A 26,317-nucleotide genomic window follows, 5' to 3' on the forward strand; every position below is an offset into this window, starting at 1 on the left:
GACTGGTATAACACAATTAAAATATACTATGATTGCAATTATAATTGAAATTAACCAAGAATTTAAAGACTTAAATATAAGTGTCATATATATTTGACGATATTGGCATTATATCGTTATGATGAATAATATGGGATGTTGAAAGAAGTGTGGAGATATGAATAAAGTCAAAGTTTATCGTGGTGCAAAGAAGATTTCGCAATTAGAACTTGCACGATCAGTTGGAGTATCACGTCAAACCATTAACATGATAGAGAATGATAAGTATAATCCGTCATTAAAATTATGTATTAATATAGCTAAGACGCTAGGTGTTACTTTGAATGATTTATTCTGGGAGGTAGAGAATGACTAAAAATGATGAAGCTTTGCAAGTAGAAAAAATTACATTGCAAGCTAAACTTGGCATTTTAAGTTTAAATTTCTTATGTGCTATCATTGCTTTTGCAATGTTTAACGACTTGCAACGGCAATTTCTTTCACCATTTTTTATCGGTAGTTTATTACTTTTAATTGTTATTGTTTGTAAATTAACAATTCATTCAGAAACAGTTGATGATATTCATATTTATGTACATGACTTTAGCGATAAATCAAAACTAAATCGTCATTCTAAATTAAAAAGAATTGTTTATCTTATTCTGTGGATAGTTTATTTGGTTCTCATCGCTAACATAGTAACACCGAACATTAATCATACAAGTAACTATGAATGGGTGTTTGAACCGAGTTGGCTTATTTTAGGAGTAGGTGTAGTTGTTGCATTATGTATGTTTGATGATAAGCGAATTAAATATACAGAAATGGATACACCTACCATAGAGAATTGTGGTGCGTCACCTAAAGGTGTAATAAATTTAATCCCAAATTATAGATATGCAGATGAACAACAGAAATTAGTCATATTAAAAGTACATGCGACTAATTTTATTTGGATAACAATCGGATTAACTATTATGTGTATCATTGATATATTCATCGAATTAATCATGCAACAAATGCCATTGGTTGCTTTTATTACAACCATATTCATTGTCGTTGAATTATTGATTCTCAAACTTAAAAACAAACAAATTCGCAGCACACTTCATGAATAAAAGTGTTACGCAAACGCTGTCTATTAAAAATTTTAATAGATAGCGTTTTCATTTTTTAATTTATATAAAATCTATGGAATATTAATAAAAAAAGTGTAACAATATGTATGTGAAAAAGTCAGTGCTTAAAATTTAAATAGATAAAGGTATCATTGCATTGATACAATGAGGATAACTTTATTACAAGTTGGAGGTCATTTCAATGCTCTATTCAATCTTTATCTTTTTATTAGCAGGTCTCTGTGAAATTGGTGGTGGCTATCTAATTTGGTTGTGGTTAAGGGAAGGACAATCAAGTTGGTTGGGATTTATAGGTGGCGTTATATTAATGATGTATGGTGTCATTGCAACGTTCCAGTCGTTTCCAACTTTCGGTCGTGTTTATGCTGCTTATGGTGGCGTGTTTATTGTAATGAGTTTAATTTGGGCATATATTGTCGATAAACAAGCACCTGATAAGTACGATTTAATTGGAGCATGCATCTGTATTATTGGTGTATGCGTTATGATATTACCGAGCAGAACCTGATTAAGCGTGTTTAAGAGGGAGACGTAAGTAATGATAGTTGAAGTAGAAAAGCAAAGACATGGTATTGACTTAATTAAAATTGACAACGATGAAACCAATATTGTGTTCACAAATTTCGGTGCACGCATCGTATCATGGAAGTACCATGATAACAACGTTGTATTAGGAAATAGAGTTGAAGCGGATGAGTTTTATCCATCAAATCCGTATCATTTTGGTGCTACTATCGGTCGTTATGCTGGACGTATTGGAAATGCCAAATTTCATTTGAACGATGAGGAATATCAATTAGAAGCTAATAATAATGTACATCACCTTCATGGTGGTAGTAATGGTTTAGATAAAAGACTTTTTAATTACGACATTCAAGATAATATCACGAATATTAAGGTTACTTTTACAGTTCAACTAAAGTCAATGGAAGATGGGTATCCAGGGGATATGACTATTAAAGTGATACATACTTATGACGTCGAACACCGTTGGACAGTAGAATATGAAGCACAGACAAATCAAGATACATTATTTAATCCAACTAATCATGTTTATTTTAATTTGAATAGAGACAATAATGTTATATATAATCATAAAATTAAGAGTGAGCAATTAAATATGTATCCAATTGATCGAAACAACCTTATTGAGAATACTAATTCAATTGATTTGTTAGCTATCTTTAAAACAAATAGTATATCTTTTAGTGATATTTTTAATTCTGATAATGAACTACTTAAAGAGCAAATTGGTTCTAGAAATGGATTAGATCACCCTTTTGATGTTGGAAATCAACAATTCTTCATTGAAAATGATGAGTTTCAATTAGATGTTACATCATCTATGCCGAACGTTGTCATTTATACATTTAATGATACGAAAGATTGGGATAGTGATTTTAATATTTATAAAGCACACTCAGGTATATCTCTAGAAACACAATTTTTACCTAATGATATTAATTTGTATGGTAATAAAGCAAACTCTATTTTAAAACCTAACGAGCATTTTTATTCTAAAACAACTTATCATATATCAGAAAAATAAAATTAAAAAAGCATCAAAGCGGGTACATCGTCATTATGATTTACCCGCTTTATCCTATGCTAAATAGAATTTATTTCATTGCATTATCATATAACTTTTGTAATTTAGCTAAACGCATTTCAGATAAATATGGATTTTGTAGCGCATACTTCAGTCGAGATAAATTTTTACGATCATTATAGTAAATATCATTAAGCTCTTGTACAGAAAGTCGAGTTGCTTCATCTGCCAACTGAATTAATTCTAAATCATCATCTTGAGCTACATATCCTTCTTGTAACACTCGAAAATAGAAACCTGTTTTTCCACTAGTAGACATTCTTTTAACTAAGTCTTTTATACCGTACTTTGTTTGAATTTTCCAACAAGGTTCTCTTATTTCAGATACCTCTAAAATTGCTTCACCTAAACGATATTGATTTCCAAAGAACACGTCTGATTCATCTAAATTTTCCAAAGTTAAATTTTCACCAAACATTGCGTAATCAGGAAGCGTATTTAAATCATTTCTATACATTTGATAATGAGATTTGCTAAAACAGCATACTGCTTTATGTGGACCACCATGGTCTTTATATGCCTGTTCATCTTCAACAAATCCAGTTCTTGATAACCACATTGTTTCAGAAATAGGAGATTTATTCAAAGCAGACAACATTTCTCTCTTTTGACCGTAATCTAATTGTTTAATTTGTCCTACTGAAATTGCACATACTGAAATCATATTTATGCCCCCTTAGTTAAGGTGTTAAGAAAAATTATATTATATTAATAATTAAAACATAAGACAAATGATAAAATAATTTCCAATATTGAACTAGGTATTTGTATGATCGTCATGTAAAATAATGAGTGAGTATATTTGAAAAGGGGTCACAGTTAAATGAAAGATTCTAAAGAACTTAAAATCATGACAGTAGATGATGCTGTAGCTCAAATTGAAGATGATATGGTGCTAGGAATTGGAACGGGTAGTACCATTGAATTGCTTATTCCAAAGCTCGCTGAAAGAATTCACAAAGAACAATTAAATATTACTGGCGTGTGTACTTCTAATAAAAGTGCATTTATTGCAAAAAAACTAGATATTAATGTTGTTGATATCAATGATGTTGGTCATGTTGATTTAGCAATTGATGGTGCTGATGAAGTGGATGCTAATCTCAATTTAATTAAAGGCGGTGGTGGAGCGCTATTTCGCGAAAAAGTAATAGATGAAATGGCTCATCGTTTTGTAGTTTTAGTAGATGAAAGCAAGCTCGTAAATTACTTAGGTGAAAGTTTCAAACTGCCAGTAGAGGTAGATAAGTTCAATTGGTTCCATATCGCTAAAAAAATTGAAGCTTATGATGATGTTATTACCGAACGTCGAATGAGTGATGATGTTCCATTTATAACGGATAATGGCAATTACATTTTAGATTGTCAGTTAAATAAACAGATTGCCCCATATCAATTTCATGAGTATTTAATTCATCTAACAGGTGTCATAGAAACTGGATATTTTTTAAATATAACTGATCAAGTTATAGTAGGTACACAAAATGGCGTTAAATTCATAAAAAAATCTAACTTAAATAAATAAAAATAAGCCAGAAAATGAACTTAGAAAAATTCATTTTCTGGCTATTTGTATGTGCACTTAGCCTTCAAAAGAAGGCGTAATATAAGCTTTACTTCTCAGTTTTATGACTAGATGTATCACTCATTTGATCTATTTCATCCTTAGCATCATCAACTACAGATGAACGTCTATCTTCTTTATAAGATGTGTTGTCTTTAAGTTTTTCATTTGAAGAATCAGTTTGATTCTCAGACTGTGATTTATGTTCAACATGATCTTCATTAAGTTGACTCTCAGTGAAGCTGTCTTTTTTATCGTTAAGTTCATGATCTTCAGACTTTGTTTTATTTGAAGTAGATGTATCGTCATCATTCATATGGTCTAAATAATTATTAGGTTCAACATCATCAAGTGAACGATTAGTTGTTTTATAAACAATAAATCTAATAATTAAACTTAAAATGATAAAGACAATGCCCACTAACGTCGTACTTAATGCGATAACTTTCATTGAGAATAGGTCGCCAGTTTCTTCACTAAATAAAAATACTTGTGCAAATGACATTGTTGCATGGAATACGAGAGCGATATATATCGTACGTCCTTTAGTTGCACGTATGAGTTCACCAATAATAATTGAGAACATGAAAGTATAAAGGAAATGGTATCCCGCATATTCCATTCCATATGTCGTATTAGCAGCCCATATAGAATAAATTAAACCGACAATGATTGAAGCGAAAAATGTATTAACTTTATTTTCTACAATATTTTGTAAATAAGAACGGAATCCAAACTCCGCAAAAAATGCCATTAAAATATGACCAATAATAATTGTAGGAACTGATACAGATAAATCAGTTGCTTGTAATAAAATAAAACTATCGGCAAATGTGTTAAAACTAAACATGCCAATCATGAAAATAACTAGCGGTAAAATCAATGCTAGTAATATACGTTCAATGACTCTAATATCAACTGAAAATTTTAATCCAGCTAATTGAGTACGTTTATCTTTAAATGCAATAATACAAACAATTGCTGCGATAAACGGTGCAAGATCAGTAATATCAAATACAAAACGTTTAATACCTACTGATGCTTGAAAATCTCGTAGGATTAATGATAGCGCCATCGTGACAACGAAGAATACGAAGATAGTTAACGCCCATTGAAATCCTGATATACGATTCGTCTTCATTTATGTAACCTCCATTAGGGTAACCGTAAAAACTTTTTCTTTAATATTATACATATTACAAGGCCATAAATAAATTGTCCATTTTAAATATCATTAAAATGTAATAGTCTTGAATTATTTTTATATGATTGAAAACAATTTTTAATGTCTTAAATTAATTTGAAAAGGGTAATCATAAATATAAACAAATGGTAATGATAAATCTCGTTATGATGTAAGATAATGCTATAGAGTAAATAAATAGGGGGCAATATAATGTATACACAGGGTAATCCAAAACTATGGACTGGTCGTTTGGATAGTGAAACAGATCCTAAACAGTTTAGACATTTTCAAACAGTAAAGTTCGCTAATTTGGAAAATATGGAAAACGTAAGTGATAAGACAGGTGTTGGTCTCTTAGGATATGCCGTTGATAAAGGTGTTGAAAATAATAAAGGTAGAATCGGATCAAGAAAGGGACCAGATATCATAAAACATGAATTCGCGAAACTTCCAGATTTAAGTGAGTGCGAAATGTTGATTGATTACGGTAATGTTGAACATACAAGTAATCATCTTAGAGAAACGCAACAAGAGATGGCACAATTGTCTGCTAAAGTTATTAAGCAACATAAACAGGCTTTTTTAATTGGAGGTGGTCATGATATTACATATGCACAATATTTGGCTACTAGAGAAGTCTATTCAGATGCTTCAATTGGAATTATCAATATTGATGCTCATTTTGACACACGTCCTGATGAGCCACCTACATCCGGCACTATGTTCCGAGAAATTTTAGATAATGATGAAAATGTCGATTATCTAGTTTTAGGCTTGGCTCAAGGTGGTAATACACGTGCGTTATATGATTATGCAAAAGATAATAATATTATTTATGTGTATGCGGACGAACTTTTACATCAAGTGTCACCGACCATTAAAGATAAAATAGAAAGATTTATTCATGACCATGATACGATTATGTTTACCATATGTATGGATGTTATTGATAGTGCGTTTGCGCCTGGTGTAAGTTCACCTAGTGTATTAGGATTATATCCTCATTCCGTATTTGAAATAAGTAAGCGTGTAATATTAAGCGATAAGGTATCATCAATTAGTATTGCAGAAACTAACCCAGACTATGATGTTGATAATCGTACGTCAAAGTTAGCGGCGAATTTAATTCACCATTTCCTAGTTTAAAAAGTAGAATTAAATTGTCGTATATGACTCTGAAATTAGAAGATAACGATAACCTTTAAAATTAAATTCAAACATGAATGAGTAGAACGTTGAATTCGCGTTGAATTCTGTTCTACTTTTTTAATTACTTTTAATTGATAGAAAAGTTTGACAATTATGTTACGATATAAATAATTAGGGAGGTAATGGATGGTGATGAAGCGGTTAAGTTATAAGCAGCAATGGCTTGGAGATATTTCGCAAAATATAATGGCAGGTATCTTAATGGGTTTAGCACTACTCCCTGTAGCTATAGCCTTCTCGTTTATTGTTCATATCAGTACTACGATAGGGTTAATGAGTTGTGGATTAATGATGTTATTCATTAGCTTTCTTGGAGAACGAATAAGTATGGTGTCTGGACCAAGTAGTGGTATTTCGATAGTAGGTGCGTAGGTGCACCACTAGTAGAACAATACAATATTCATTACTTAATTATAGCCACGTTTATAATGGGCATCATTCTAATTATTTTTGACATGTGTCACATAGATAAGATCCTTAATCATATTCCAGATACTGTTGTTATTGGATTTATGAATGTATTGGGCATTCTATTACTTACAACGCAAATAAAATATATTTTTGGTATAACTACTGCGACTTATTTATCTTCAACATTTATTCGATTTATGCCAGCTCCGCTTATAGCTATAAGCGTCGTGACTTTAGCAAGTTATTTTCTTAAACCGAATGTTCAATTAGTCCACGATTTAGCAGAAATTCGACTTACCTTTCCTAAAATTTCTGTTTATACAGAACTTTTAAACATACATGCATTAAGTATTATTACTTTATATGCATTAACCATGTCTATTATTTGCGTAGTACAAACAAATCTTACAAATGAAATGATGGATGTAATTACACAAAGTCACTCCAATAAAGACCGAGAAGTTATTGGTCAAGGGTTAGCTAATTTGTTTGTCGGGTTATTAGGTGGATATGGTTTAAGCGCCTTAGTAGGTCAATCAAAATTTAATTTTAAAATGGGTGCTACTACGCGATTAGCCACATTCGTTACAGGATTATTTCTTCTCTCATGCGTCGTTATTTTAGGTACGATTGTAGGTTTTATTCCTATGGCAGTATTGGCTTCGGTATTAATTACAATATCAATGAATACATTTGATAGACGTATGTTTAAACATTTAAAAGAAGCACCTATAAAGCATAGTATCGTAATGTTCATAACGATTATTTTAATATTAATGTCACACAATTTAGTTATAGGTGTCGTTATAGGCACACTTATTTATTATGTCGTTCACTTTATTTTTACAAAGAAAGGAAGACCATCGCTATGACAACTTACAATGATTTTGTTAAATGGAGACGAACATTTCACAAATTTCCTGAAGTATCTCAGAAAGAATATGAAACAACTAAGCGATTAAAACGTATATTACAAACTTATGATATAAAAATAATAGATTATCCTTTAGAAACAGGGCTTATAGCTGAAATAGGACATGGTGAACCTTGTATTGCTGTTCGTACAGACATAGATGCTTTACCAATTACAGAGCAAGTTGAACATGAATTCACCTCAACAAATGAAGGTGTGATGCATGCGTGTGGTCATGATATTCATATGGCAAGTATTCTAGCTATTGCTACAAATTTAAAAGAACAAGAAGATAAACTTAAAGGTCGCGTGAAATTTATATTTCAACCTGCAGAAGAAACGGGATATGGTGCCAAAGCGATTGCAGAGACAGATGTATTAGACGATGTTAAAGCGATATTAGGTTTCCATAATTATCCAACTTTAAATATTGGAGAATTTGCAATTAAATCTGGACCAATTACTTCGGCAGTAGACCGTTTTGAATTTAAAATTCACGGTAAAGGTGCACATGCTGCTAAGCCAGAACAAGGTAATGATCCAGTCATGGTACTTGGTCAATTAATAACAAGTTTACAAACGATTGTAAGTCGAAATATATCAGCTTTTGATAGTGCTGTAGTAACTATTGGAGAAGTATCGTCTGGGAATACATGGAATGTGATTGCTGACCAAGCATATGTCCAAGGTACAGTGCGATCATTTAAGCAAGAGGTTCAAAATTATATAGAACAACGATTTAAAGAAATTGCTAAAGGATTAGAGACATTGTTCAATGTCGATATAGAAGTTATATATACTAAGCTGCCAGGAACAGTTTTTAATGATGAATACTTAACTGACCAAGCTAAGAAAGCTGCTCAAAAAGTAGGTTATCAAATCATAGAATTAGAGACACCCTATACTATTGGCGAAGATTTTTCTGGTTTACTAGCTAACCATCCAGGGGTATTTGCGTTTATTGGTTCTAATAGTAAATACGATTTACATCATCCAAAGTTTGATCCAGATGAGCGTATACTTGAGAAAGTTCCTGAGTACTTTATAACGTTGATTTATCAATTGCTTGACGACACAGCATTTAATGAATAATCAATGTTTCATTTAAGAGTTTGATTTGTGTAGCTATATTACAATTTTTGAAATGTGATTTAAAAAGCATGATGAACGGGTAAACAGACACTAAACATGTTTTAGGAGATGAGTAAATAATGGGTGCACAAGATCCAAGAACAAAATTTAAAACATCTGATTATGAAAAACAAGAACAAGAACTACCTGGACTTCAACCTGAACTAACACCACAACCTGACTGTGGTGAAACATCGTATGAAGGTCATAACCGATTGTTAGATTATAAAATGCTTGTAACAGGGGGAGACTCAGCAATAGGACGTGCAGCAGCGATTGCATATGCCAAAGAAGGGGCAGACGTTGCAATTAACTATCTTCCAAGTGAAGAACAAGATGCTCAAGAAGTTAAAGCTGTCATTGAAAAAGCAGGACGTAAAGCTATATTAATACCTGGAGATATTCGTGATGAACAATTTAACTATGATTTAGTTGAACAAGCGTATAAAGAATTAGGTGGTTTAGACAATGTGACATTAGTAGCAGGCCATCAACAGTATCACGATAAATTAGAAGAGTTCGATACACAATCTTTTAAAGAAACGTTTGAAACAAACGTATATCCAGTATTCTGGACAGTTCAAAAAGCATTGGATTATTTACAACCTGGTGCGTCAATCACTACAACATCATCCGTTCAAGGTTATAATCCAAATCCATTGATTCATGATTATGCAGCATCAAAAGCAGCGATTATTTCATTAACAAAAAGTTTCTCTGAGCAATTAGGGGAGCAGGGTATTCGCGTTAATTGTGTAGCACCTGGTCCATTTTGGTCTCCACTTCAAATAACAGGTGGTCAACCACAATCAGCGATTCCTCAATTTGGTCAAGATACGCCATTAGGTAGAGCCGGTCAACCTGTAGAGCTTTCAGGCACATATGTATTACTTGCTTCAGAGGATTCAAGTTATACGACTGGTCAAGTTTTTGGCGTCACAGGTGGCATCCAAATCAATTAAATATCTCAAAGTATAAATCCAACGCAAGGGTTTCAATAAAGACTCTTGCGTTTTTGTATTGAAAGGAGTGGATTACAGTGAAACACATTGATCCTAATCAACTATCAGATATCCAAAATTATAAACTATTAAGTGGTTCAATCATACCAAGGCCAATAGCATTTGTTACATCTTCTGATATCGAAGGACATGTAAATGCTGCGCCATTTAGTTTTTTTAATATAGTTAATAATGCGCCACCTATGATTGCTATTTCGGCACAGAGAGCAGGAGGAAAGCGTAAAGATACGGCAATTAATATAGAAAACGTCCAATCATTTGTTGTGCATGTTACAGATGAAGATAATGTTGAGGAAATTAATAAGACCGCTGCATCTATCAATCCTAAAGATAATGAACTTGATTTAACAGAACTCAATACCATCTCATCTGATGTGATTGATATTCCAGCTATAAAAGAAGCTAAAATTAGATTTGAATGTCAACTTGAACAAATGATTTTATTAGGCTCTGAAGATGATGGTGCTGATTTAATTATTGGAAAAATTGTTAAGTACCACATACAAGATGATGTGTATTTTGGTGATAGTAAAATTGATGCGAAACAATTAAAACCAGTAGCCCGTTTAGCAGGTAATGATTACGCTAAATTAGGTGAGCAATTTACAATTGAGCGTCCAACTAATTGATGATTAAGACATTATCTATAGCTTTAATATGTAATTTTCATAAAACTTTATTGACGTTATGACAGTAATCTTGTAACTTTAATAATAAAATTATTTTTAAAAAGGAAAGTAGGTTTAGTATGGAGGAACAAAGAAAGGGCAATGCATGGGCGTTACTTCCATTAGTATTATTTATTGCATTGTTTTTAGGTGTAGGGACCATTACAGGTGATTTCACTAATATGCCTTTAAATGTAGCTATCATGATTACTGTTATTGTTGCTTTAATAATGAATAGGAAAGAAACATTTGCTAACAAAGTTGAAGTGTTTACAAAAGGAGCAGGTCATTCCAATATCATTTTAATGGTATTTATATTTATATTGGCTGGTGCTTTCTCAACTACCACTGAAAAAATGGGTGGTGTTGAATCAACAGTAAATTTAGGTTTATCATTGATACCTCAAAATTTAATCATCGTTGGATTATTTGTAATTTGTATGTTTGTGTCAATTTCAATGGGTACCTCTGTAGGTACAGTTGCTGCATTAGCACCTGTTGGATTTGGATTTGCACAGGCAACTGATATTCCAGCAGCGTTAGCAATGGGTACTGTTGTAGGTGGTGCTATGTTTGGCGATAATTTATCGATGATTTCAGATACTACCATAGCTGCTGTTCGAACTCAAAAAACAAGAATGAAAGATAAATTTAAAGTGAATTTTTGGATTGTACTACCTGGAGCAATATTAACAATTATTGTCTTATTCTTCCTTACTAACGGTATCTCAATAGATCACTCTAAAAGCTATGACTATAATTTAATTAAGGTAATCCCTTATGTACTAGTATTAGTATTAGCACTCGTAGGGGTAAATGTAATCATTGTGTTAATCGGTGGTACGTTATTATCTGGTACTATTGGCTTATTTGATGGTTCTTTTGGTTGGAAAGGATTACTAAATGCAGTATCACAGGGTATTATAGGTATGGAAGATATTGCAATCATAGCAGTGTTAATTGGTGGTTTAGTTGGAATTATTCAGCATAATGGTGGAATTGAATGGTTATTAAATTTTGTTCGTTCTAAAGTTACAACTAAACGTGGTGCTGAATTTGGTATTGCTGGTTTAGTGAGCGCAGCTGACATTGCAACAGCTAATAATACAATTTCAATTATTATGTCAGGTCCATTAGCAAAAAATATTGCAGATGAATATGGTGTTGATCCACGTAAATCTGCAAGTTTATTAGATATATTTGCAGGGTGCTTTCAAGGCTTTTTACCTTATAGCCCACAAGTGATAGCTGCAGCTGGCGTTGCAAGTATATCACCATTTAGTGTAATGCCTTACTGCATTTATTCATTTTTATTAGGGATATGCGGTATTATAGCTATTATATTAAGATACCCTCGTGTTAAAGCTAAATCTTAAAGTAAAGACAAATAACAATAATAGACTTATAATTAGCATGTTTAATAAGAAAAATTAAAATAATAAAACATTTTAATAGTTCAAAGTTTGGAACTGTATTGAAATGCGTTAAAATAGATATAAGAGTGAAAGTAGGTGAAACAAGTGGCAAAGTATAATGTTGAGAATGAACATGTTGAAATTCATATCGAACGTTTATTAAAATACTCACCAGAATTAGTATATCAAGCTTGGACGGATGCTGACTTATTAAAACAGTGGTTTATGACATCTCAACGTACGAATAAGTCAATTGATGTAGATATGACTGAAGGTGGCTCATATCGCATAGTTGATTCACGTAATGGACGACAAAATATTATTCAAGGTACGTATCAAGAACTCGTTGACAATGAGTATATAAAAATGACAATTGGTATGCCTGAATTAAGTAATCAAGAGGATGTCATTGAAGTTGAATTTGAAGAGCGTGAAAACGGTGGCACACAAATGTTTTTCTTTTATCAGTCATTAGTTGAACGTGAACGACGCTTAACAACATTAGAATATAAACAAAAGAAAAAGGAATATCACGATTCTACTGTTCACGGTTTAGAATTGATGTTTGATAAAATGCATCAAATACTTGAACAATATGTAGAAGACAATAATCTATTAAAATAAAAACTTAGGACTTTGCGTGAATTCACGTAGCAGTCTAAACTGAGAAAATTTGATATCAATATTACCAAATATCTAGTCATTCTTACTAGGGTGGATACCCCAACAAGGACAGTTTACAAAGACAATCTCCTTGTTGGGGTTTTGATGTGTTAATAATTAATCAGTACCGCTATTTAGTTGTGATAAAGATTAACTGAGTTCACCTTTCTCTTTACGTTCATTATATTTTCTGATTAATGTTTCAAAGAAGATATGATAACTAATAAAACTTGAATAGTCTGTATCATCGTATAAATAGAAAGTATTACTTGATACATAAACATTATAGCTCGCTTTTTGGGCTAATGAATTATCTTTCATTGTTGTAACTGAAATAAAATATTTTTGGCGTAATTGAAGTAGATTTGTAACGTCTGTGAGTTGGTGACTCTCACCAGATAGAGAAATAATAAAGAATAAATCTTCATCAATAGAACGATTCAGTACCATTTTCAACTCATGAACGTCATGTAACACGATAATATTTTTATGCATCGTTAATAATATTCGCTGAGCTTCGTCCGCAACATTTTTCTGTGCACGACCAGTACCATATAAGTAGACGGTAGACGCCTGGTTAAGTTTATCGGTAATCAAATTATAATCAATACGAGCTAAATAGCTAAATGTTGTCTCTATTTCTTGTTTAAAAGCATCCATTGAATCTTTAGGTAGTTGACTTAAATGTTCACTTTCAAATTTTAAATAGGATTTAAAGTCACTATAACCATCAAATCCTAACTTTCGTGTAAATCTATGAATGGTAGCGTTAGATGCATGAGTGTATTGTGAAAGTTCGTGTATCTTCAAAGTTTTACATTGATTTACGTGCGTGTTTACAAAGTGTGCAATTTGTAGGTCATTATCATTTAACTTGTCAAAATTGGCATTTACTTTTTCATCTAGTAGCACAAAGACACCTCTTATTCTTCCTGAAAATATTTTCATGTATAGAAAACATAAACTGATTATACAAAATTATTTCAAAATCGGTCAATGTCATTGTATAAGTGTAAGCGTTTACTATAATAGATATTAAGAAAACGCTTTTATATGTACGATATATTTAAGTACTACATAGAAAGATTTGGGGGTTAAATTATGAACGCTATTAAACGTTTTGGGAGTGCAATGATTGTTCCTGTATTAATGTTTGCATTCTTTGGGATAGTATTAGGTTTTGCAACATTATTTAAAAATCCTACCATCATGGGTGGATTAGCAAATGATCATACATTTTGGTTTAAATTTTGGTCTGTAATTGAATCAGGTGGTTGGGTTATCTTCAATCATATGGAAATCGTATTTGTGGTTGGATTGCCTTTATCTCTAGCTAAGAAGGCCCCTGGTCATGCGGCTTTAGCTGCATTAATGGGCTATTTAATGTTTAATACCTTTATCAACGCTATTTTAACGCAATGGCCACATACATTTGGTGCTAATTTAGAAAAAGGTGTAGAAAATGTAACTGGATTAAAAGCGATTGCTGGTATTGAAACTTTAGATACTAATATTTTAGGTGGTATCATTATTTCTGCCATTGTGACATGGATACATAATCGTTTCTATAGTAAAAAATTACCAGAGATGTTAGGTGTATTCCAAGGTCTAACATTTGTTGTAACCATTTCATTCTTCGTTATGTTGCCAATAGCTGCAATTACTTGTGTTGTTTGGCCAACAATACAAAATGGTATTGAATCAATGCAACATTTCATTATCGCATCAGGCTACATCGGTGTTTGGTTGTATCATTTCTTAGAACGTGTGTTAATACCGACTGGTTTACATCACTTCATCTATGCACCAATTGAAGTAGGTCCGGTTGTTGCAAAAGACGGACTTAAAGCAGAGTGGTTTAGACATTTAAATGAATTTGCTGAAAGCAGTAAACCGTTAAAAGAACAATTCCATTACGGTTTCATGTTACAAGGTAACGGTAAAGTGTTTGGTGCTATCGGTATCGCATTAGCAATGTATTCTACAACACCTAAAGCCAATCGTAAAAAAGTTGCTGCGTTATTAGTACCAGCTACATTAACTGCGGTAGTTGTTGGTATTACTGAACCTTTAGAATTTACATTCTTATTTATCGCACCTTACTTATTTGTTATACATGCATTATTAGCAGCGACAATGGATACAATTATGTATGGTTTCGGTGTTGTTGGTAACATGGGCGGTGGATTACTTGATTTCATCGCGACGAACTGGATTCCTTTAGGACAAAATCATTGGCTAACTTATGTAGCTCAAGTTGTTATAGGATTGATATTCTCAGGTATCTATTTCGTTGTATTCAGATACTTAATCTTGAAATTTGATATTCCATTACCAGGACGTCGAGCTGAAGAAGAAGTTAAATTATTCTCTAAAAAAGATTATAAAGAGAAAAAAAGCGATGGAAGTACTGACAATTCTGGATTCCAACCTAGCAATGAATATGAAGCGAAAGCACATTATTATTTAGAAGGTTTAGGCGGAAAAGAAAATATTAAAGACGTTACTAATTGTACAACACGTTTACGTTTAACAGTTAATGATGAAACAAAAGTTGAAGATAGTGGATATTTCACTCATGAACAAATGTCGCACGGATTAGTTAAAAGCGGTAAAAATGTACAAGTCGTTGTTGGAATGACTGTACCCCAAGTACGTGAAGCATTTGAACATTTAGTTTATGATGATAATGATAAAAAATAATTAATCAATATAGCCAGTAAGTGAATTAGTATTTATTCACCTACTGGCTTTTTCATATACAATGCTTAATATACTTAGTAATTTGTCCAACTTAGCTTTATACTGATCACAAAACCAGAAACTTTTGTTGAGTGTGATATTGCTTGAACAGAATTAAAAAACAAAGAGGCTGGGACAAAATAAAATGTCTCAGCCTACTTTATCATTTTGTCAGTAGCTGACTGATTTGAAAATTCGCTTGAATCAAGCTTTTTTCAAACCTAGTCATCCTTGCCTGGTAGGCGGGGCCCCAGCAAAGAGAATTTCCTAAAGAAATTCTACAAGCTAAGCAAGCTGGGGATACAACGAAATAAATTTTGAGAAAATATTATTTCTGTCCTATTCCCTCTGTTCTGTAAACTAGTGTAAATTAACTATATAACTTAAAATATTTTTTAATAAAAATCTCACGAATTTTACTAAGATATATTTGCTTTATGCATCGCACGTGTTTTATAAGATGCTGAAAGAATATCAATATTTCTACATGCAATAGTTTGTAGTAATTTACTAAACGTTTCAGGTGCACAACATACGCTTGCACAGTTGTTATTTAAAGTATATTTAATTTCATAATTATTTGAGAAATAAGTCATAATATCAATGACTTTATCTTTTATGAATGCATCTTGGAGGCCATCAATTGCTAAGTCGAAACGTTTAGAAGCTTGATATGTTTGTTCAGTATCTAATAGCGTATTTAATCGTTTAGGAGATAAAATCTGATAAATTGAAAATTGGTAAAAACTTAAAAAACTAATGAAATATGGAAGTTGTTGCTTCGGTAAGCTAACTTCTAAAACTGGTATATCGTCGTGTTTGATTATTGAATATTGAAATGAATCGCAAAATTTAACGTCTTTACAGACTTTGATTAAATGTTTTCGAATTGATCTAGATTTTAAACCTACAATGTTGATAATGTAAGTTTCAAATTTGTCTAACAACATGCAATGACCTCCTATATTTATTTAACGTATGTAAAAAGCATTTAGCTTTAAAGTTCTCTAATAAAGCACACCGTTCTTTTATACACACTGATTGTATCACTCTTTTTTGATATTATCACTAGGACTTTTGAATGAACTTCGGTTTAATTATTTTTGTAATATAAACGTAACGATAATTAACATGAAATAAATATGAAAATGTTGATTGTTTATTAGTTAAAATGTGTTTGGTAATTTCATTAGTGAAGTGTGAAAATCAAATATTCATATGATAAAATTAGCAGTGATTGTAGTTATTAAAGGAGCAAACTTATGTATAAAGCTGTAGTATTTGATTTCGACGGTACAATTATAGATACAGAAAAACACCTATACGACATTATTAACAAACATCTTGCCTTTCATGGTGTGAAGCCTGTTTCCCTGGAGTTTTATCGAAGCCATATAGGAGGACACGCTCAAGGGTTACATGACTATATTGAGCAACAGATTGGTTTAGAAAAGAAACAAAAAATATATGATGAGCATTATGATACGAGCCATGAACTCGACATTATTGATACAGTTTCTTCATTAATGAAATATTTGAAACAACGACACATACCTATGGCGATTGCAACAAGTAGTTATAGAGAAGAAATTATGCCTACAATAAATGCGTTGGGTATCAATGAGTATGTCGATGTTATTGTTGGTAGAGAAGATGTTGGAGCGGTTAAACCTGATCCAGAACTTTATCTAACAGCTGTTCAACGTTTAAATTATTCACCAGCCCATTGCTTAGCCATAGAGGATTCAGCTAATGGAGCAACAGGTGCTATGAATGCTGGATTGGATGTAATAATTAATACTAACGAGATGACAGAAGAACAAGATTTTTCGACTATAAATTTTGTAGGTAAAGATTTAAGCTTTGAGGAAATTAAAAATCATTTCTTTGAGCTAAAGAAGGAGTAAACATATGTCGTGGCAAGTTATCCTATTCTTTTTAGCAGGTCCTATTATAATCGGCATAGGAAATTTAGTATTAGGTCCAATATTTAGTAAAAATATACCATTTAAAGTTCAAATGCGTTCTTTCTTAGTTGGAACAATGATTTATTTACTTTTAGCTACAATCGGTTACTACTTATTATTACAAGGAAGAATATAGATTACGCAATATAGTTAAAAAAAGAGATAGAAATGGGTAGAAACATCATTTAAAGTTCCTACCCATTTCCATCTCTTTTTTAATGCCTGAAAATCATATGAGTTTAGTTAATAAATAATTTTAGTATGATTGTAACAACTAATAATACGATGAGGATTAAATCAATACCTACCATAATTGTAAAACGGGTTGATTTCTGTCCTTGCGATTTAGCTTGTTGCATCGCTTTGTAATTTGGCACTAAACTAAGAATAAGTAAGACAATTATTAATATAATTCCTATTGTGACAGACATTAATTTGTACCTCCATTTCGTTTGTCAATCCATTCCCAAATAAAACCGGCTGCTAGGCCAATGATAAGCCCTGCAATAATTCCAATTTCAAGTGTAAAAAAGATTCCACCTATAATTAAGCAAACAATTAAAGAGATGGGTAACGTAATGCCAAATTTAAGTTTGCGTTCATCTGAATTGAAAATTGTAAATATAGCTAAATATAATAAGAAAAATGTTAGAGTTGCGATAATCGTTCTTATTATTAGTGGATTAACTGTATCATGCTTGGCACTGAAATAATTTAATAGGAAGAAGACAATGCCAAATATTATAGAAATTTTAACGCTCTTTTTTAATAATGACTGCATTCATTAATTCTCCTTTTACCTAACAGTAAAAATCTATCAAAAGTATATCACACTCTAAATCGATTTTTTACGAAATATTAAGCAATACATTTCTATCGAACTGATTATATGCAATAGTATAAAATGATTTCTATTTGCAAAAGTGAAATGTTTCAATAAAAAACATTGTAAAAAGTAACTCGTTTTTATTAATGAAAACGTTGTAAAATCAATGTTTTTTAAAATTTGAAAAGAGTAATTATAACAGTAATGGAAGCGATTTCAAAAAATTGTAAGATTTATGTTTTAATTTTGTCAAATTATAGTATAATGACTTCATTAAGGTAAAGAAACTTTTAAGGGAAAAGAAGGAAAGCAAAAGAGGGTTTTCTGAAAGACAAAAGTATTCGAACCTTAGATTTAATAGAGATGGGGTTATTTTAATGGATAACAATGAATTACATAGGGGGCTAAGTGCACGTCAGATTAGAATGATCGCACTTGGCGGTACTATCGGTGTTGGTTTATTTATGGGAGCAACTAGTACAATTAAATGGACTGGTCCATCAGTTATTTTTGCGTACTTAATTGCAGGTATCTTTTTATTCTTAATCATGAGAGCAATGGGAGAAATGATTTATTTAAATCCAACTACTGGATCTTTCGCAACATTTGCAAGTGATTACATTCACCCTGCTGCAGGTTATATGACAGCATGGAGTAATATATTCCAATGGATTGTAGTAGGTATGAGTGAAGTTATTGCAGTCGGTGAATATATGAACTATTGGTTCCCGAACTTACCTCAATGGATTCCTGGTGTGGTTGCAGTACTATTATTACTAGCAGCTAACTTGACTTCAGTAAAAGCATTCGGTGAATTTGAATTCTGGTTTGCAATGATTAAGGTTGTAACGATTGTATTAATGATCATTGCAGGTTTTGGTTTAATATTCTTCGGTATTGGTAATGGTGGCCATGCGATTGGTATCTCTAATTTATGGTCTCATGGTGGATTTATGCCAAATGGATTTGTAGGTTTCTTCTTTGCATTATCAATTGTTATTGGTTCTTACCAAGGTGTAGAATTAATTGGTATTACTGCTGGTGAAACTAAAGATCCACAGAAAAATATCAAAAGTGCGGTAAATGGTGTTATCTGGCGTATTTTGATTTTCTACATTGGAGCGATTTTCGTAATTGTTTCTATCTATCCTTGGAACCAATTAGGTGAAATAGGAAGCCCATTCGTAGCTACATTTGCAAAAATTGGTATCACATTTGCAGCAGGATTAATTAACTTCGTTGTATTAACAGCAGCATTATCTGGATGTAACTCAGGTATCTTTAGTGCAAGTCGTATGATTTTTACATTAGCACAAAAAGGTCAAATGCCTAAAATCTTTACAAGAGTAATGAAAAATGGTGTACCATTCTACCCAGTATTAGCCATTGCTTTAGGTATCTTAGTTGGTGCATTATTAAACGTTATTCTTCCTTTATTCATTAAGGGTGCAGATAGTATTTTCGTATATGTTTATAGTGCATCTATTTTACCGGGTATGATTCCTTGGTTTATGATTTTAATTAGTCATATTCGATTCAGAAAATTACATCCTGAAAAAGTTGAAGGACATCCATTTAAGATGCCTGGCGGTACATTTGCAAGTGCAATTACGATTTTATTCTTATTAGTCGTATTAGTAGGAATGTTATTTAACAAAGAAACAGTTATTTCTGTAGTGATTGGTATTATCTTCTTAGCTGCGGTAACTGTATACTACTTCGTTCGCGGACATCATAAAAATGATGGATTCCGAAAAGTTAAATAGAATACTAAATAAATCATATTATAAATCATCAACACATTATTCAAACTAAACTAAGGCACAAAGTACTTTGATTCATGTTTAAAAGAGGTTGAGACAATAACGTTGTCTCTACCTCTTTTTGTGATAGTTATTACTTAATAACAGATTAACTGTGAATAACTTAGGTTAAAAGAAGAATAATAAACCTTGTTCATATTCATTACCTTCTATATGTCTTGATTTTTAATAGGAATCTTAATGTTTAAATTCTACATTAGATAGGTATTTTCGATAATTATCAAGAGCCATTTTAGATTGTGTGATGAAGTCTAATGACGATTCATAGTTCAGTGCGATATAACGATAGAAAAGAACATCAATGGTAAACATTTGAGCAAATAAAGAAGTTGTCGCACCCATACGTAATTCATTTTCGTCTGAATGTCCATATGTCAGAACAATGTCAGAATGCTGAGCTACGTGATTATGCTCTGAACTTGAAATTGTAATAATTGGGATATTATAATCCGACACAACTTTCACCATTGCACGAAGTTCACTTTGATCGCCATTATTAGTTATAAATACAACGCAATCTTCTTTATCATGCGTAGACAACATGGTTGTGAATAAATGAGTTTCTTGAACGAGTTGGACATTGAGCCCAATTCGAGATAATTTTTGATATAAATCTGTCGCACAGACATATGACGCACCATAACCAAAGATAAAGATGTTATTTGCACGTTTAAAATGTTGGCATATGTTATCAATCGTTGTGTTATCTGCAAACGTAGAACTTTTTTGAAGTGCTTCTTCTGCACGATGATAAAGTTTCTTTTTTAAAGTATCTACCGATTCATTGTTAAGCAATTCTATCTTATAAGGTGTTTGTTGTTTTGGAAATAACATCGCAAGTTGTGATCTAACTTCATGAAAACTTTGATTGATCAATTTTTGGCTATATCGATTTAACGTTGAAACACTCATTTCAAGTTCTTTAGCAATCTCTTGATTCGACATGCTAATAACTTTATGTGGTGAGTTTAATATAAATCGTGATAATTTCTTTTCATTTTTAGAAAATGAAGCATAATTTTCGTCGATTAAATATAAAATGTTTGTCATCTAATCACCTAGTTTGTTTAAGTTTCTCATTTCTTTAGTCGTACCGAAGAAGTATGTGAAAATAAAGCCAGCTAGGTACGCAGATAATAATCCTATGATGTAACCTAAATATTTTTGATGGGCAATTAACGGTAATAATGAAATGCCACTAGGTCCGATAGCAGTGGCACCTATATGACCAATGCCACCTATAACTGCACCACCGATGCCACCACCAATACATGCTGTGATGAATGGACGACCTAACGGTAAGGTAACACCGTAAATAAGCGGTTCTCCAATTCCTAAGAATCCGACTGGTAACGCACCTTTAATTGCATTTCTTAAAGTAGTATTGTTTTTACATCTTACCCAAAGTGCTAATGCAGCCCCAACTTGGCCAGCACCAGCCATAGCAGCAATAGGTAACAAATATGTTGCACCTGACTGATTTATTAATTCAATGTGTATTGGGGTAAAAATATGATGCAATCCTAACATAACCAGTGGTAAGAAAAATGCACCTATAATAAATCCGCTAAATATGCCACCTACACCAATAACCCAATTCACTACGCCTACTAATCCATCAGAAATAAATCCAGCTATAGGCATAAAGAAGAATATGGTTAGTAATCCTATGATAAGTAATGAAATTGTTGGTGTCACTATAATATCTATAGCATTGGGAACTATTTTATGTATTTTTTTCTCAATTATACTTAATAACCATACCGCTAAGATCACTCCTATAATGCCACCTTGTCCAGCTATTAAGGGTTCACCAGTAAATACATTTTTAATTGGATTATCTTCAGTAATACCTGTTAATAAAGTCGTACCCCCAATAACACCACCTAAACCTGGTGTTGCACCGAATACTTTTGCTGCATTAAAACCAGTGAAAATAGCTAAATAGGCTAACATGCCATCTTTGATGACATTTAATACGGCCACAAGTTGTTTTACCCAATCAGCTGAAATGGTACCAGCAGTTATAAAGTTATTCAATACAGCTGCAATACCACCAATAAGTCCTGCTCCTATAAATGCGGGTATGAGAGGTATGAAAATATTAGCAATTGACTTTAAAATTGTATTCATTTTACTTTGTTTACGTTTTTGTTGGAATTCACGTTTATATTGTTTTGCTTGATTTTTAATATTTGACGTGTTGCTACGATGGGGGATATCTTCACCTAATTGAACACCACTTAGCTTTACCATTTCTGCGGATACTTTATTTACCGTTCCAGGTCCGACTACAATTTGAAGTCGCTCATCTTGTACGACTCCGAGCACGCCTTCTATGTTTTTAAGTTTAGGATAATCAACTTGTGTCTCATCGTTAATTTTGAGGCGCACACGTGTCATACAATGGATAATGTTGTCCACATTATCAATGCCACCAACCGCATCTAAGATGTGATGGGCCAATTGTTGTTCCTTATTCATATCATTGCCTCCTTAAGATTGAATTGCTTTTTTTACAATGCCATTATTATTTACGAGTCTTGATTGAGCATCGCTTTTAGTTGTGTTACATAAATTCATAACGATTGCAATTTTAATATCATTGTCGGCTTTTATATAGAGTTCTTGAGCTTCTTTAAAAGTTAAGCCACAAATCTCTTCGATAATATGTATGGAACGTTGTTCAAGTTTGTAATTTGTCGCTTTTAAATCGACCATCAAGTTATCATAAACTTTACCAACACCAATCATAGTCATTGTTGATATCATATTAAGCACAAGCTTTTGAGCGGTACCTGACTTTAAGCGTGTAGACCCTGCTAATACTTCTGGACCAACATTGACTTCAAGTGCATGGGAAGCGACAGTACTAATGTCACTATTCGTATTGCAAGAGAGGGCAACAGTCAGTGCACTTATTTCATTCGCATATGTTAATGCTCCTTTAACATAAGGTGTGCGACCACTTGCCGAAATACCAATAACGACATCTTTTTCATTTAAATGGATTGTTTTCAAATCAGTTATTCCCATTTCGTAGTTATCTTCAGCACCTTCAATCGCTTCAGTCATAGCTTGCTGCCCTCCAGCAATTAAGCCAATTACTTCATTAGGATGCGTATTGAAAGTTGGAACACATTCAGCTGCATCTAATACACCTAAACGACCACTTGTACCAGCTCCTATATATATTAGACGTCCACCATCTCGAAAACGCGTAATTGTTTGTTCGATTACTCTGTTTAACTGGGGTAAAATAGGTTCAATTGCTTTAGCTACTAGTTGATCTTCTTTATTCATTGTTTTTAAAGCATCTAAAATCGACATTTCATCTAAATGCATTGTTTGTGTGTTTCTGCTTTCAGTAGTTAAATGTTCCATTAGCGTTTCTCCTTTTCAGTAATAAATTCAAATGTGTCACCAGGTTGTATTAAATCAATAACGACTTTATCTTCATCACATATCGTTGCTACATGATTAATCGCCTTATGATTAGACAATTCTGTTTTAATCACTTGTAGCTCACCTTCGTAACGTTGATTAAGTGAATTATCAACCGTGACGTCTCCCTTATAGCGATAATGATTGAAGTTATTGGTTGGAGGAATATTTACTTTAGTTAATCTAGAATACTTGGAGCGTATTACATTCTCAGGTGCATCCAAACGAGATGTATGTTGTTTGAAAATGAGTTGTTCATATGATTTGTCAAAATAAGATAGACGAAGTTTGAAATGACGGTGATAAATCATCTGCTGTAATGCAACTGCTTCTGCATAGTTGATTGCAGTATCACCAATAAGAATATAATCCAAGTTATATTTTAATAGTGAATGTGAAGATTGAAGTAATGTCATGTGTCTATGTTGTTCAATGGTAGGAAGTCCTTTATACAATGGACCTCTCAATGTAGTTCCAGGAATAAAAGCCATAATTGAGGCATGCTCATCATATTTTCTAATGAGGTTATTTCGTTCTTCAAAAAGGTTTAAAGCTAAACCTGTATCAGGTCTGGGATAATAGTTATGACAAAAATAGACTTTAGGTAATGATTTTTGATTATAAAGTGTATCCAAAATTTCAGTAGTGATAGTACTGGCATTTAGACAACACTGTAAATTATGATGAAACAAATCTGCAATTAAATCATAATTAAAATGATCATCAATTCTAATAACAAAGTTTCCATTAGAAAATTGATCGAAAAAACGATAAACATTCTGATTCAGTAATGATGGATTTATATCAATAATGTAGGTTACCGATTCATCTTTTAGCAATTGGCATAATTCTCCCAAATATGTCAATTTAGTTTGATCGTTTTCCTCAGGTATTTGTAGTGATGTGAAAATAACGTCGTAACCGAGAACAACCATATTTAATATGTATGATTTGTTTAATGGTTGACCTAAATAGACTGAGAAACCTAGCATATGAATCCTCCTAATTACTGTAATCACTTACAATTATAGCGTTTCACGTTTTCTATTACAATTTACATATATATTATATAATTTTTATAATTAATTGCTTAAGCGACTTGGGTAATTAGTTGAATTGAAGGAGATAGTTGAAGCGTTTATTATGCTATTAAAAAAATTAAGGATTAGATATTGAAATTGCAAATGTGATATACGAGGTTCACTTACTTATATTCATTTAACAAATAAACTAATGTTTGATGCAATTGGTCTTGACGTTGTTGTAAATCAACTAATATCGTCCCTTGATGGAATTCGTGTAGTGGTTTTAATGATAGATCATTTAATAATTTATAATAGAATTGATCTGATTGCATCGAGAATTTAGACTTGGAGTCATTAGTACTGTTTTGAAGGGTTAACGGTAAACTGTCAGTAAAATTTTTAATGGATGTGTTATACGCTTCTATTTCTCTATTTAAAAATCGATTGTCCATTAAATAGTAATACCTTATTTTTTCAACGTGAGTGAGTAAAATTATGAGTTGTTGACGCATTATTGTGGATTGAAGCATATTCAATGCAACTCCTTGAAGATATTAAATTGTAGAAGAGGTATGAATGAGGAGAACCAATCGAGAAAATTATTCAGTCGTCTCGATTGGATTTAAAAATTGGGTATAATTATCGATAGATATGTCATAAGTTTTAATGGTCTTTTCAAAGGAATAAGAAATGTCATAAATATCAAGTACTGGTAATTCTCTTGTTCTTCCTAAACCGATTTCATAAATAATTGATAGCCACTCGCCATTACGACATAGTAAACCAATGAATATGACATTCTCGGCAATAGTGTCTTGATTATCAATAAAATCAATCAACATAACATTTCGTTCAGAACTATAAATTAAAATGTCTGCAAATAGATGGGGTAATGTTATTTGTTCTGTATCTTCAAACTTAATTAAGTTAGTCATTTGGTTTAGTGATTTACGAACACGAGTATTAGGAATATTGATAATCTGATTAATGATAGATTGAATCTCATTGGTGTATGGTAATGTTGAATAGGATTGGCTTTCTATTAAGGTAAGATATAGAGATAATAGCTGCTGTTCAGTAAAATTTAATTTTATTTTATCTTCAGATTTTTGAATCTGATATCCACCATTTTTGCCTTTATGAGCATATATTTGGACACCTTGATTTTCTAAATCGACAATGTCACGACTAATTGTACGAACAGAAACATTTAAGTGTTGCGCCAATTCAGATGCATTCATTGTATGACCTTGTTGTATTAATGAAATAATTTGATTCTGGCGATCTAATTTCTTCAACATAAACACCACCTATAACCATTACATATTACATTAATTATAACATAACACTGCGTATGAAGACATTTTCAGTACTTTAGTAGATTATGCGTGTAAAAGTAAACATTTTTTATTGGGAAAACGCTTACAAAATTAAATGTTTTATGCTATTATAATATTTGTAACAGGGGAGAACGAATTCAAACAAAGGGGTAGAAGCTATATAACAGATAGCTTGTTGTGAATCGTTCAAGTTACATCGAAACATCTTCAATATTTATTACTTACTTTCCTTTCTATTTGT

29 protein-coding genes are annotated in these 26,317 nt (G+C 32.1%); 17 read left to right on the plus strand and 12 right to left on the minus strand.

The genetic code is table 11. The features are described from left to right. Positions 1 to 157: 157 nt before the first annotated feature. From BB045_RS06105 to BB045_RS06120, 4 genes are all read left to right on the plus strand, one after another. Positions 158 to 355, plus strand: a complete 198-nt coding sequence (locus BB045_RS06105; RefSeq protein ID WP_037535858.1) for a helix-turn-helix transcriptional regulator — start codon at positions 158 to 160, stop codon at positions 353 to 355. Next, entirely contained in the window at positions 348 to 1,097 is a 750-nt protein-coding gene (locus BB045_RS06110) for a hypothetical protein (protein ID WP_053021406.1), read from the plus strand. The genes BB045_RS06105 and BB045_RS06110 overlap by 8 nt, the downstream gene beginning before the upstream one ends. A gap of 202 nt (positions 1,098 to 1,299) precedes the next feature. Then, the gene (locus BB045_RS06115) at positions 1,300 to 1,626 is read left to right on the plus strand and encodes a YnfA family protein (protein WP_011275042.1); all 327 of its coding nucleotides are present in this window, start codon (positions 1,300 to 1,302) and stop codon (positions 1,624 to 1,626) included. 30 nt (positions 1,627 to 1,656) lie between these two features. Continuing rightward, positions 1,657 to 2,667, plus strand: coding sequence for an aldose epimerase family protein (locus BB045_RS06120; RefSeq protein WP_070442487.1), 1,011 nt, complete (start codon positions 1,657 to 1,659; stop codon positions 2,665 to 2,667). 70 nt (positions 2,668 to 2,737) lie between these two features. Here the strand turns inward: BB045_RS06120 and BB045_RS06125 are convergent, their stop codons facing one another. Further along, positions 2,738 to 3,391 (minus strand): MOSC domain-containing protein, encoded by a 654-nt coding sequence (locus tag BB045_RS06125; protein ID WP_053021404.1) that lies wholly within the window; start codon positions 3,389 to 3,391, stop codon positions 2,738 to 2,740. 159 nt (positions 3,392 to 3,550) lie between these two features. Between BB045_RS06125 and BB045_RS06130 the strand changes: the two genes are divergently transcribed. Continuing rightward, the gene (locus BB045_RS06130) at positions 3,551 to 4,252 is read left to right on the plus strand and encodes a ribose 5-phosphate isomerase A (protein WP_075140594.1); all 702 of its coding nucleotides are present in this window, start codon (positions 3,551 to 3,553) and stop codon (positions 4,250 to 4,252) included. An 88-nt stretch (positions 4,253 to 4,340) separates the two neighbouring features. Here BB045_RS06130 and sdpC read toward each other — a convergent pair whose 3' ends face one another. Then, positions 4,341 to 5,432 carry a peptidoglycan release complex CPBP-like subunit SdpC gene (gene sdpC, locus BB045_RS06135; protein ID WP_070442484.1) on the minus strand — a complete coding sequence of 364 codons (1,092 nt, stop codon included), beginning with the start codon at positions 5,430 to 5,432 and terminating at the stop codon, positions 4,341 to 4,343. A 255-nt stretch (positions 5,433 to 5,687) separates the two neighbouring features. On the opposite strand from sdpC, the gene hutG reads away from it, so the two are divergent. The 8 genes from hutG (at position 5,688) to BB045_RS06170 (ending at position 12,870) form a co-directional block, all read left to right on the plus strand. Next, positions 5,688 to 6,623, plus strand: a complete 936-nt coding sequence (hutG, locus tag BB045_RS06140) for a formimidoylglutamase (RefSeq protein ID WP_075140595.1) — start codon at positions 5,688 to 5,690, stop codon at positions 6,621 to 6,623. 195 nt (positions 6,624 to 6,818) lie between these two features. Beyond that, positions 6,819 to 7,058: a SulP family inorganic anion transporter gene (locus tag BB045_RS12505; RefSeq protein ID WP_305954668.1), complete on the plus strand. Its 240-nt coding sequence runs from the start codon at positions 6,819 to 6,821 to the stop codon at positions 7,056 to 7,058. 56 nt (positions 7,059 to 7,114) lie between these two features. Further along, a complete protein-coding gene (locus BB045_RS06145; RefSeq protein WP_305954622.1) occupies positions 7,115 to 7,969 on the plus strand; it encodes a SulP family inorganic anion transporter in 855 nt (284 codons plus the stop codon). After that, complete coding sequence (locus BB045_RS06150; RefSeq protein WP_075140596.1) at positions 7,966 to 9,102, plus strand: amidohydrolase; 1,137 nt, start codon at positions 7,966 to 7,968, stop codon at positions 9,100 to 9,102. The genes BB045_RS06145 and BB045_RS06150 overlap by 4 nt, the downstream gene beginning before the upstream one ends. Positions 9,103 to 9,221: 119 nt before the next feature. Continuing rightward, the gene (locus tag BB045_RS06155; protein WP_075140597.1) at positions 9,222 to 10,103 is read left to right on the plus strand and encodes an SDR family oxidoreductase; all 882 of its coding nucleotides are present in this window, start codon (positions 9,222 to 9,224) and stop codon (positions 10,101 to 10,103) included. 77 nt (positions 10,104 to 10,180) lie between these two features. After that, positions 10,181 to 10,792 carry a flavin reductase family protein gene (locus tag BB045_RS06160; RefSeq protein ID WP_053021398.1) on the plus strand — a complete coding sequence of 204 codons (612 nt, stop codon included), beginning with the start codon at positions 10,181 to 10,183 and terminating at the stop codon, positions 10,790 to 10,792. Between the two features lie 119 nt (positions 10,793 to 10,911). Further along, the gene (locus BB045_RS06165; RefSeq protein WP_053021397.1) at positions 10,912 to 12,207 is read left to right on the plus strand and encodes a Na+/H+ antiporter NhaC family protein; all 1,296 of its coding nucleotides are present in this window, start codon (positions 10,912 to 10,914) and stop codon (positions 12,205 to 12,207) included. Between the two features lie 144 nt (positions 12,208 to 12,351). Then, positions 12,352 to 12,870, plus strand: coding sequence for an SRPBCC family protein (locus BB045_RS06170; RefSeq protein ID WP_053021518.1), 519 nt, complete (start codon positions 12,352 to 12,354; stop codon positions 12,868 to 12,870). Between the two features lie 189 nt (positions 12,871 to 13,059). On the opposite strand, the gene BB045_RS06175 is transcribed toward BB045_RS06170, so the two are convergent. Further along, the gene (locus BB045_RS06175; protein ID WP_070442478.1) at positions 13,060 to 13,821 is read right to left on the minus strand and encodes a MurR/RpiR family transcriptional regulator; all 762 of its coding nucleotides are present in this window, start codon (positions 13,819 to 13,821) and stop codon (positions 13,060 to 13,062) included. A gap of 189 nt (positions 13,822 to 14,010) precedes the next feature. Between BB045_RS06175 and BB045_RS06180 the strand changes: the two genes are divergently transcribed. After that, positions 14,011 to 15,612 carry an alpha-glucoside-specific PTS transporter subunit IIBC gene (locus BB045_RS06180; RefSeq protein ID WP_053025227.1) on the plus strand — a complete coding sequence of 534 codons (1,602 nt, stop codon included), beginning with the start codon at positions 14,011 to 14,013 and terminating at the stop codon, positions 15,610 to 15,612. 458 nt (positions 15,613 to 16,070) lie between these two features. Here BB045_RS06180 and BB045_RS06190 read toward each other — a convergent pair whose 3' ends face one another. Then, a complete protein-coding gene (locus BB045_RS06190; RefSeq protein ID WP_037549894.1) occupies positions 16,071 to 16,601 on the minus strand; it encodes a hypothetical protein in 531 nt (176 codons plus the stop codon). A gap of 312 nt (positions 16,602 to 16,913) precedes the next feature. On the opposite strand from BB045_RS06190, the gene BB045_RS06195 reads away from it, so the two are divergent. Both BB045_RS06195 and BB045_RS06200 read left to right on the plus strand, forming a co-directional pair. Then, the gene (locus tag BB045_RS06195; RefSeq protein ID WP_053025228.1) at positions 16,914 to 17,558 is read left to right on the plus strand and encodes an HAD family hydrolase; all 645 of its coding nucleotides are present in this window, start codon (positions 16,914 to 16,916) and stop codon (positions 17,556 to 17,558) included. A 4-nt stretch (positions 17,559 to 17,562) separates the two neighbouring features. Next, positions 17,563 to 17,754 carry a membrane protein gene (locus tag BB045_RS06200; protein ID WP_037549892.1) on the plus strand — a complete coding sequence of 64 codons (192 nt, stop codon included), beginning with the start codon at positions 17,563 to 17,565 and terminating at the stop codon, positions 17,752 to 17,754. A gap of 103 nt (positions 17,755 to 17,857) precedes the next feature. On the opposite strand, the gene BB045_RS06205 is transcribed toward BB045_RS06200, so the two are convergent. Beyond that, a complete protein-coding gene (locus tag BB045_RS06205) occupies positions 17,858 to 18,049 on the minus strand; it encodes a hypothetical protein (RefSeq protein ID WP_011275061.1) in 192 nt (63 codons plus the stop codon). Further along, entirely contained in the window at positions 18,049 to 18,399 is a 351-nt protein-coding gene (locus BB045_RS06210; protein WP_053022200.1) for a hypothetical protein, read from the minus strand. The genes BB045_RS06205 and BB045_RS06210 overlap by 1 nt, the downstream gene beginning before the upstream one ends. Positions 18,400 to 18,821: 422 nt before the next feature. Between BB045_RS06210 and BB045_RS06215 the strand changes: the two genes are divergently transcribed. After that, on the plus strand, positions 18,822 to 20,210 hold the full coding sequence (locus BB045_RS06215; RefSeq protein WP_037549890.1) for an amino acid permease: 1,389 nt from the start codon (positions 18,822 to 18,824) through the stop codon (positions 20,208 to 20,210). A gap of 234 nt (positions 20,211 to 20,444) precedes the next feature. Here the strand turns inward: BB045_RS06215 and BB045_RS06220 are convergent, their stop codons facing one another. The 6 genes from BB045_RS06220 to BB045_RS06245 all read right to left on the minus strand — a co-directional run bounded on the left by BB045_RS06220 (position 20,445) and on the right by BB045_RS06245 (position 26,034). Then, on the minus strand, positions 20,445 to 21,317 hold the full coding sequence (locus tag BB045_RS06220; protein WP_037535899.1) for a MurR/RpiR family transcriptional regulator: 873 nt from the start codon (positions 21,315 to 21,317) through the stop codon (positions 20,445 to 20,447). After that, a complete protein-coding gene (locus BB045_RS06225) occupies positions 21,318 to 22,751 on the minus strand; it encodes a PTS transporter subunit EIIC (protein ID WP_070442475.1) in 1,434 nt (477 codons plus the stop codon). A 12-nt stretch (positions 22,752 to 22,763) separates the two neighbouring features. Continuing rightward, positions 22,764 to 23,651, minus strand: a complete 888-nt coding sequence (gene murQ, locus BB045_RS06230; protein ID WP_070442472.1) for an N-acetylmuramic acid 6-phosphate etherase — start codon at positions 23,649 to 23,651, stop codon at positions 22,764 to 22,766. Further along, positions 23,651 to 24,703, minus strand: a complete 1,053-nt coding sequence (locus BB045_RS06235) for a MupG family TIM beta-alpha barrel fold protein (RefSeq protein WP_075140598.1) — start codon at positions 24,701 to 24,703, stop codon at positions 23,651 to 23,653. The genes murQ and BB045_RS06235 overlap by 1 nt, the downstream gene beginning before the upstream one ends. A 212-nt stretch (positions 24,704 to 24,915) precedes the next feature. After that, positions 24,916 to 25,266, minus strand: a complete 351-nt coding sequence (locus BB045_RS06240; RefSeq protein ID WP_037558633.1) for a hypothetical protein — start codon at positions 25,264 to 25,266, stop codon at positions 24,916 to 24,918. Between the two features lie 69 nt (positions 25,267 to 25,335). Then, the gene (locus BB045_RS06245; RefSeq protein WP_174165711.1) at positions 25,336 to 26,034 is read right to left on the minus strand and encodes a helix-turn-helix transcriptional regulator; all 699 of its coding nucleotides are present in this window, start codon (positions 26,032 to 26,034) and stop codon (positions 25,336 to 25,338) included. Positions 26,035 to 26,317 lie beyond the last annotated feature (283 nt).

It is taken from the genome of Staphylococcus sp. MB377, assembly GCF_001922505.1.
Lineage (GTDB): Bacteria > Bacillota > Bacilli > Staphylococcales > Staphylococcaceae > Staphylococcus > Staphylococcus haemolyticus.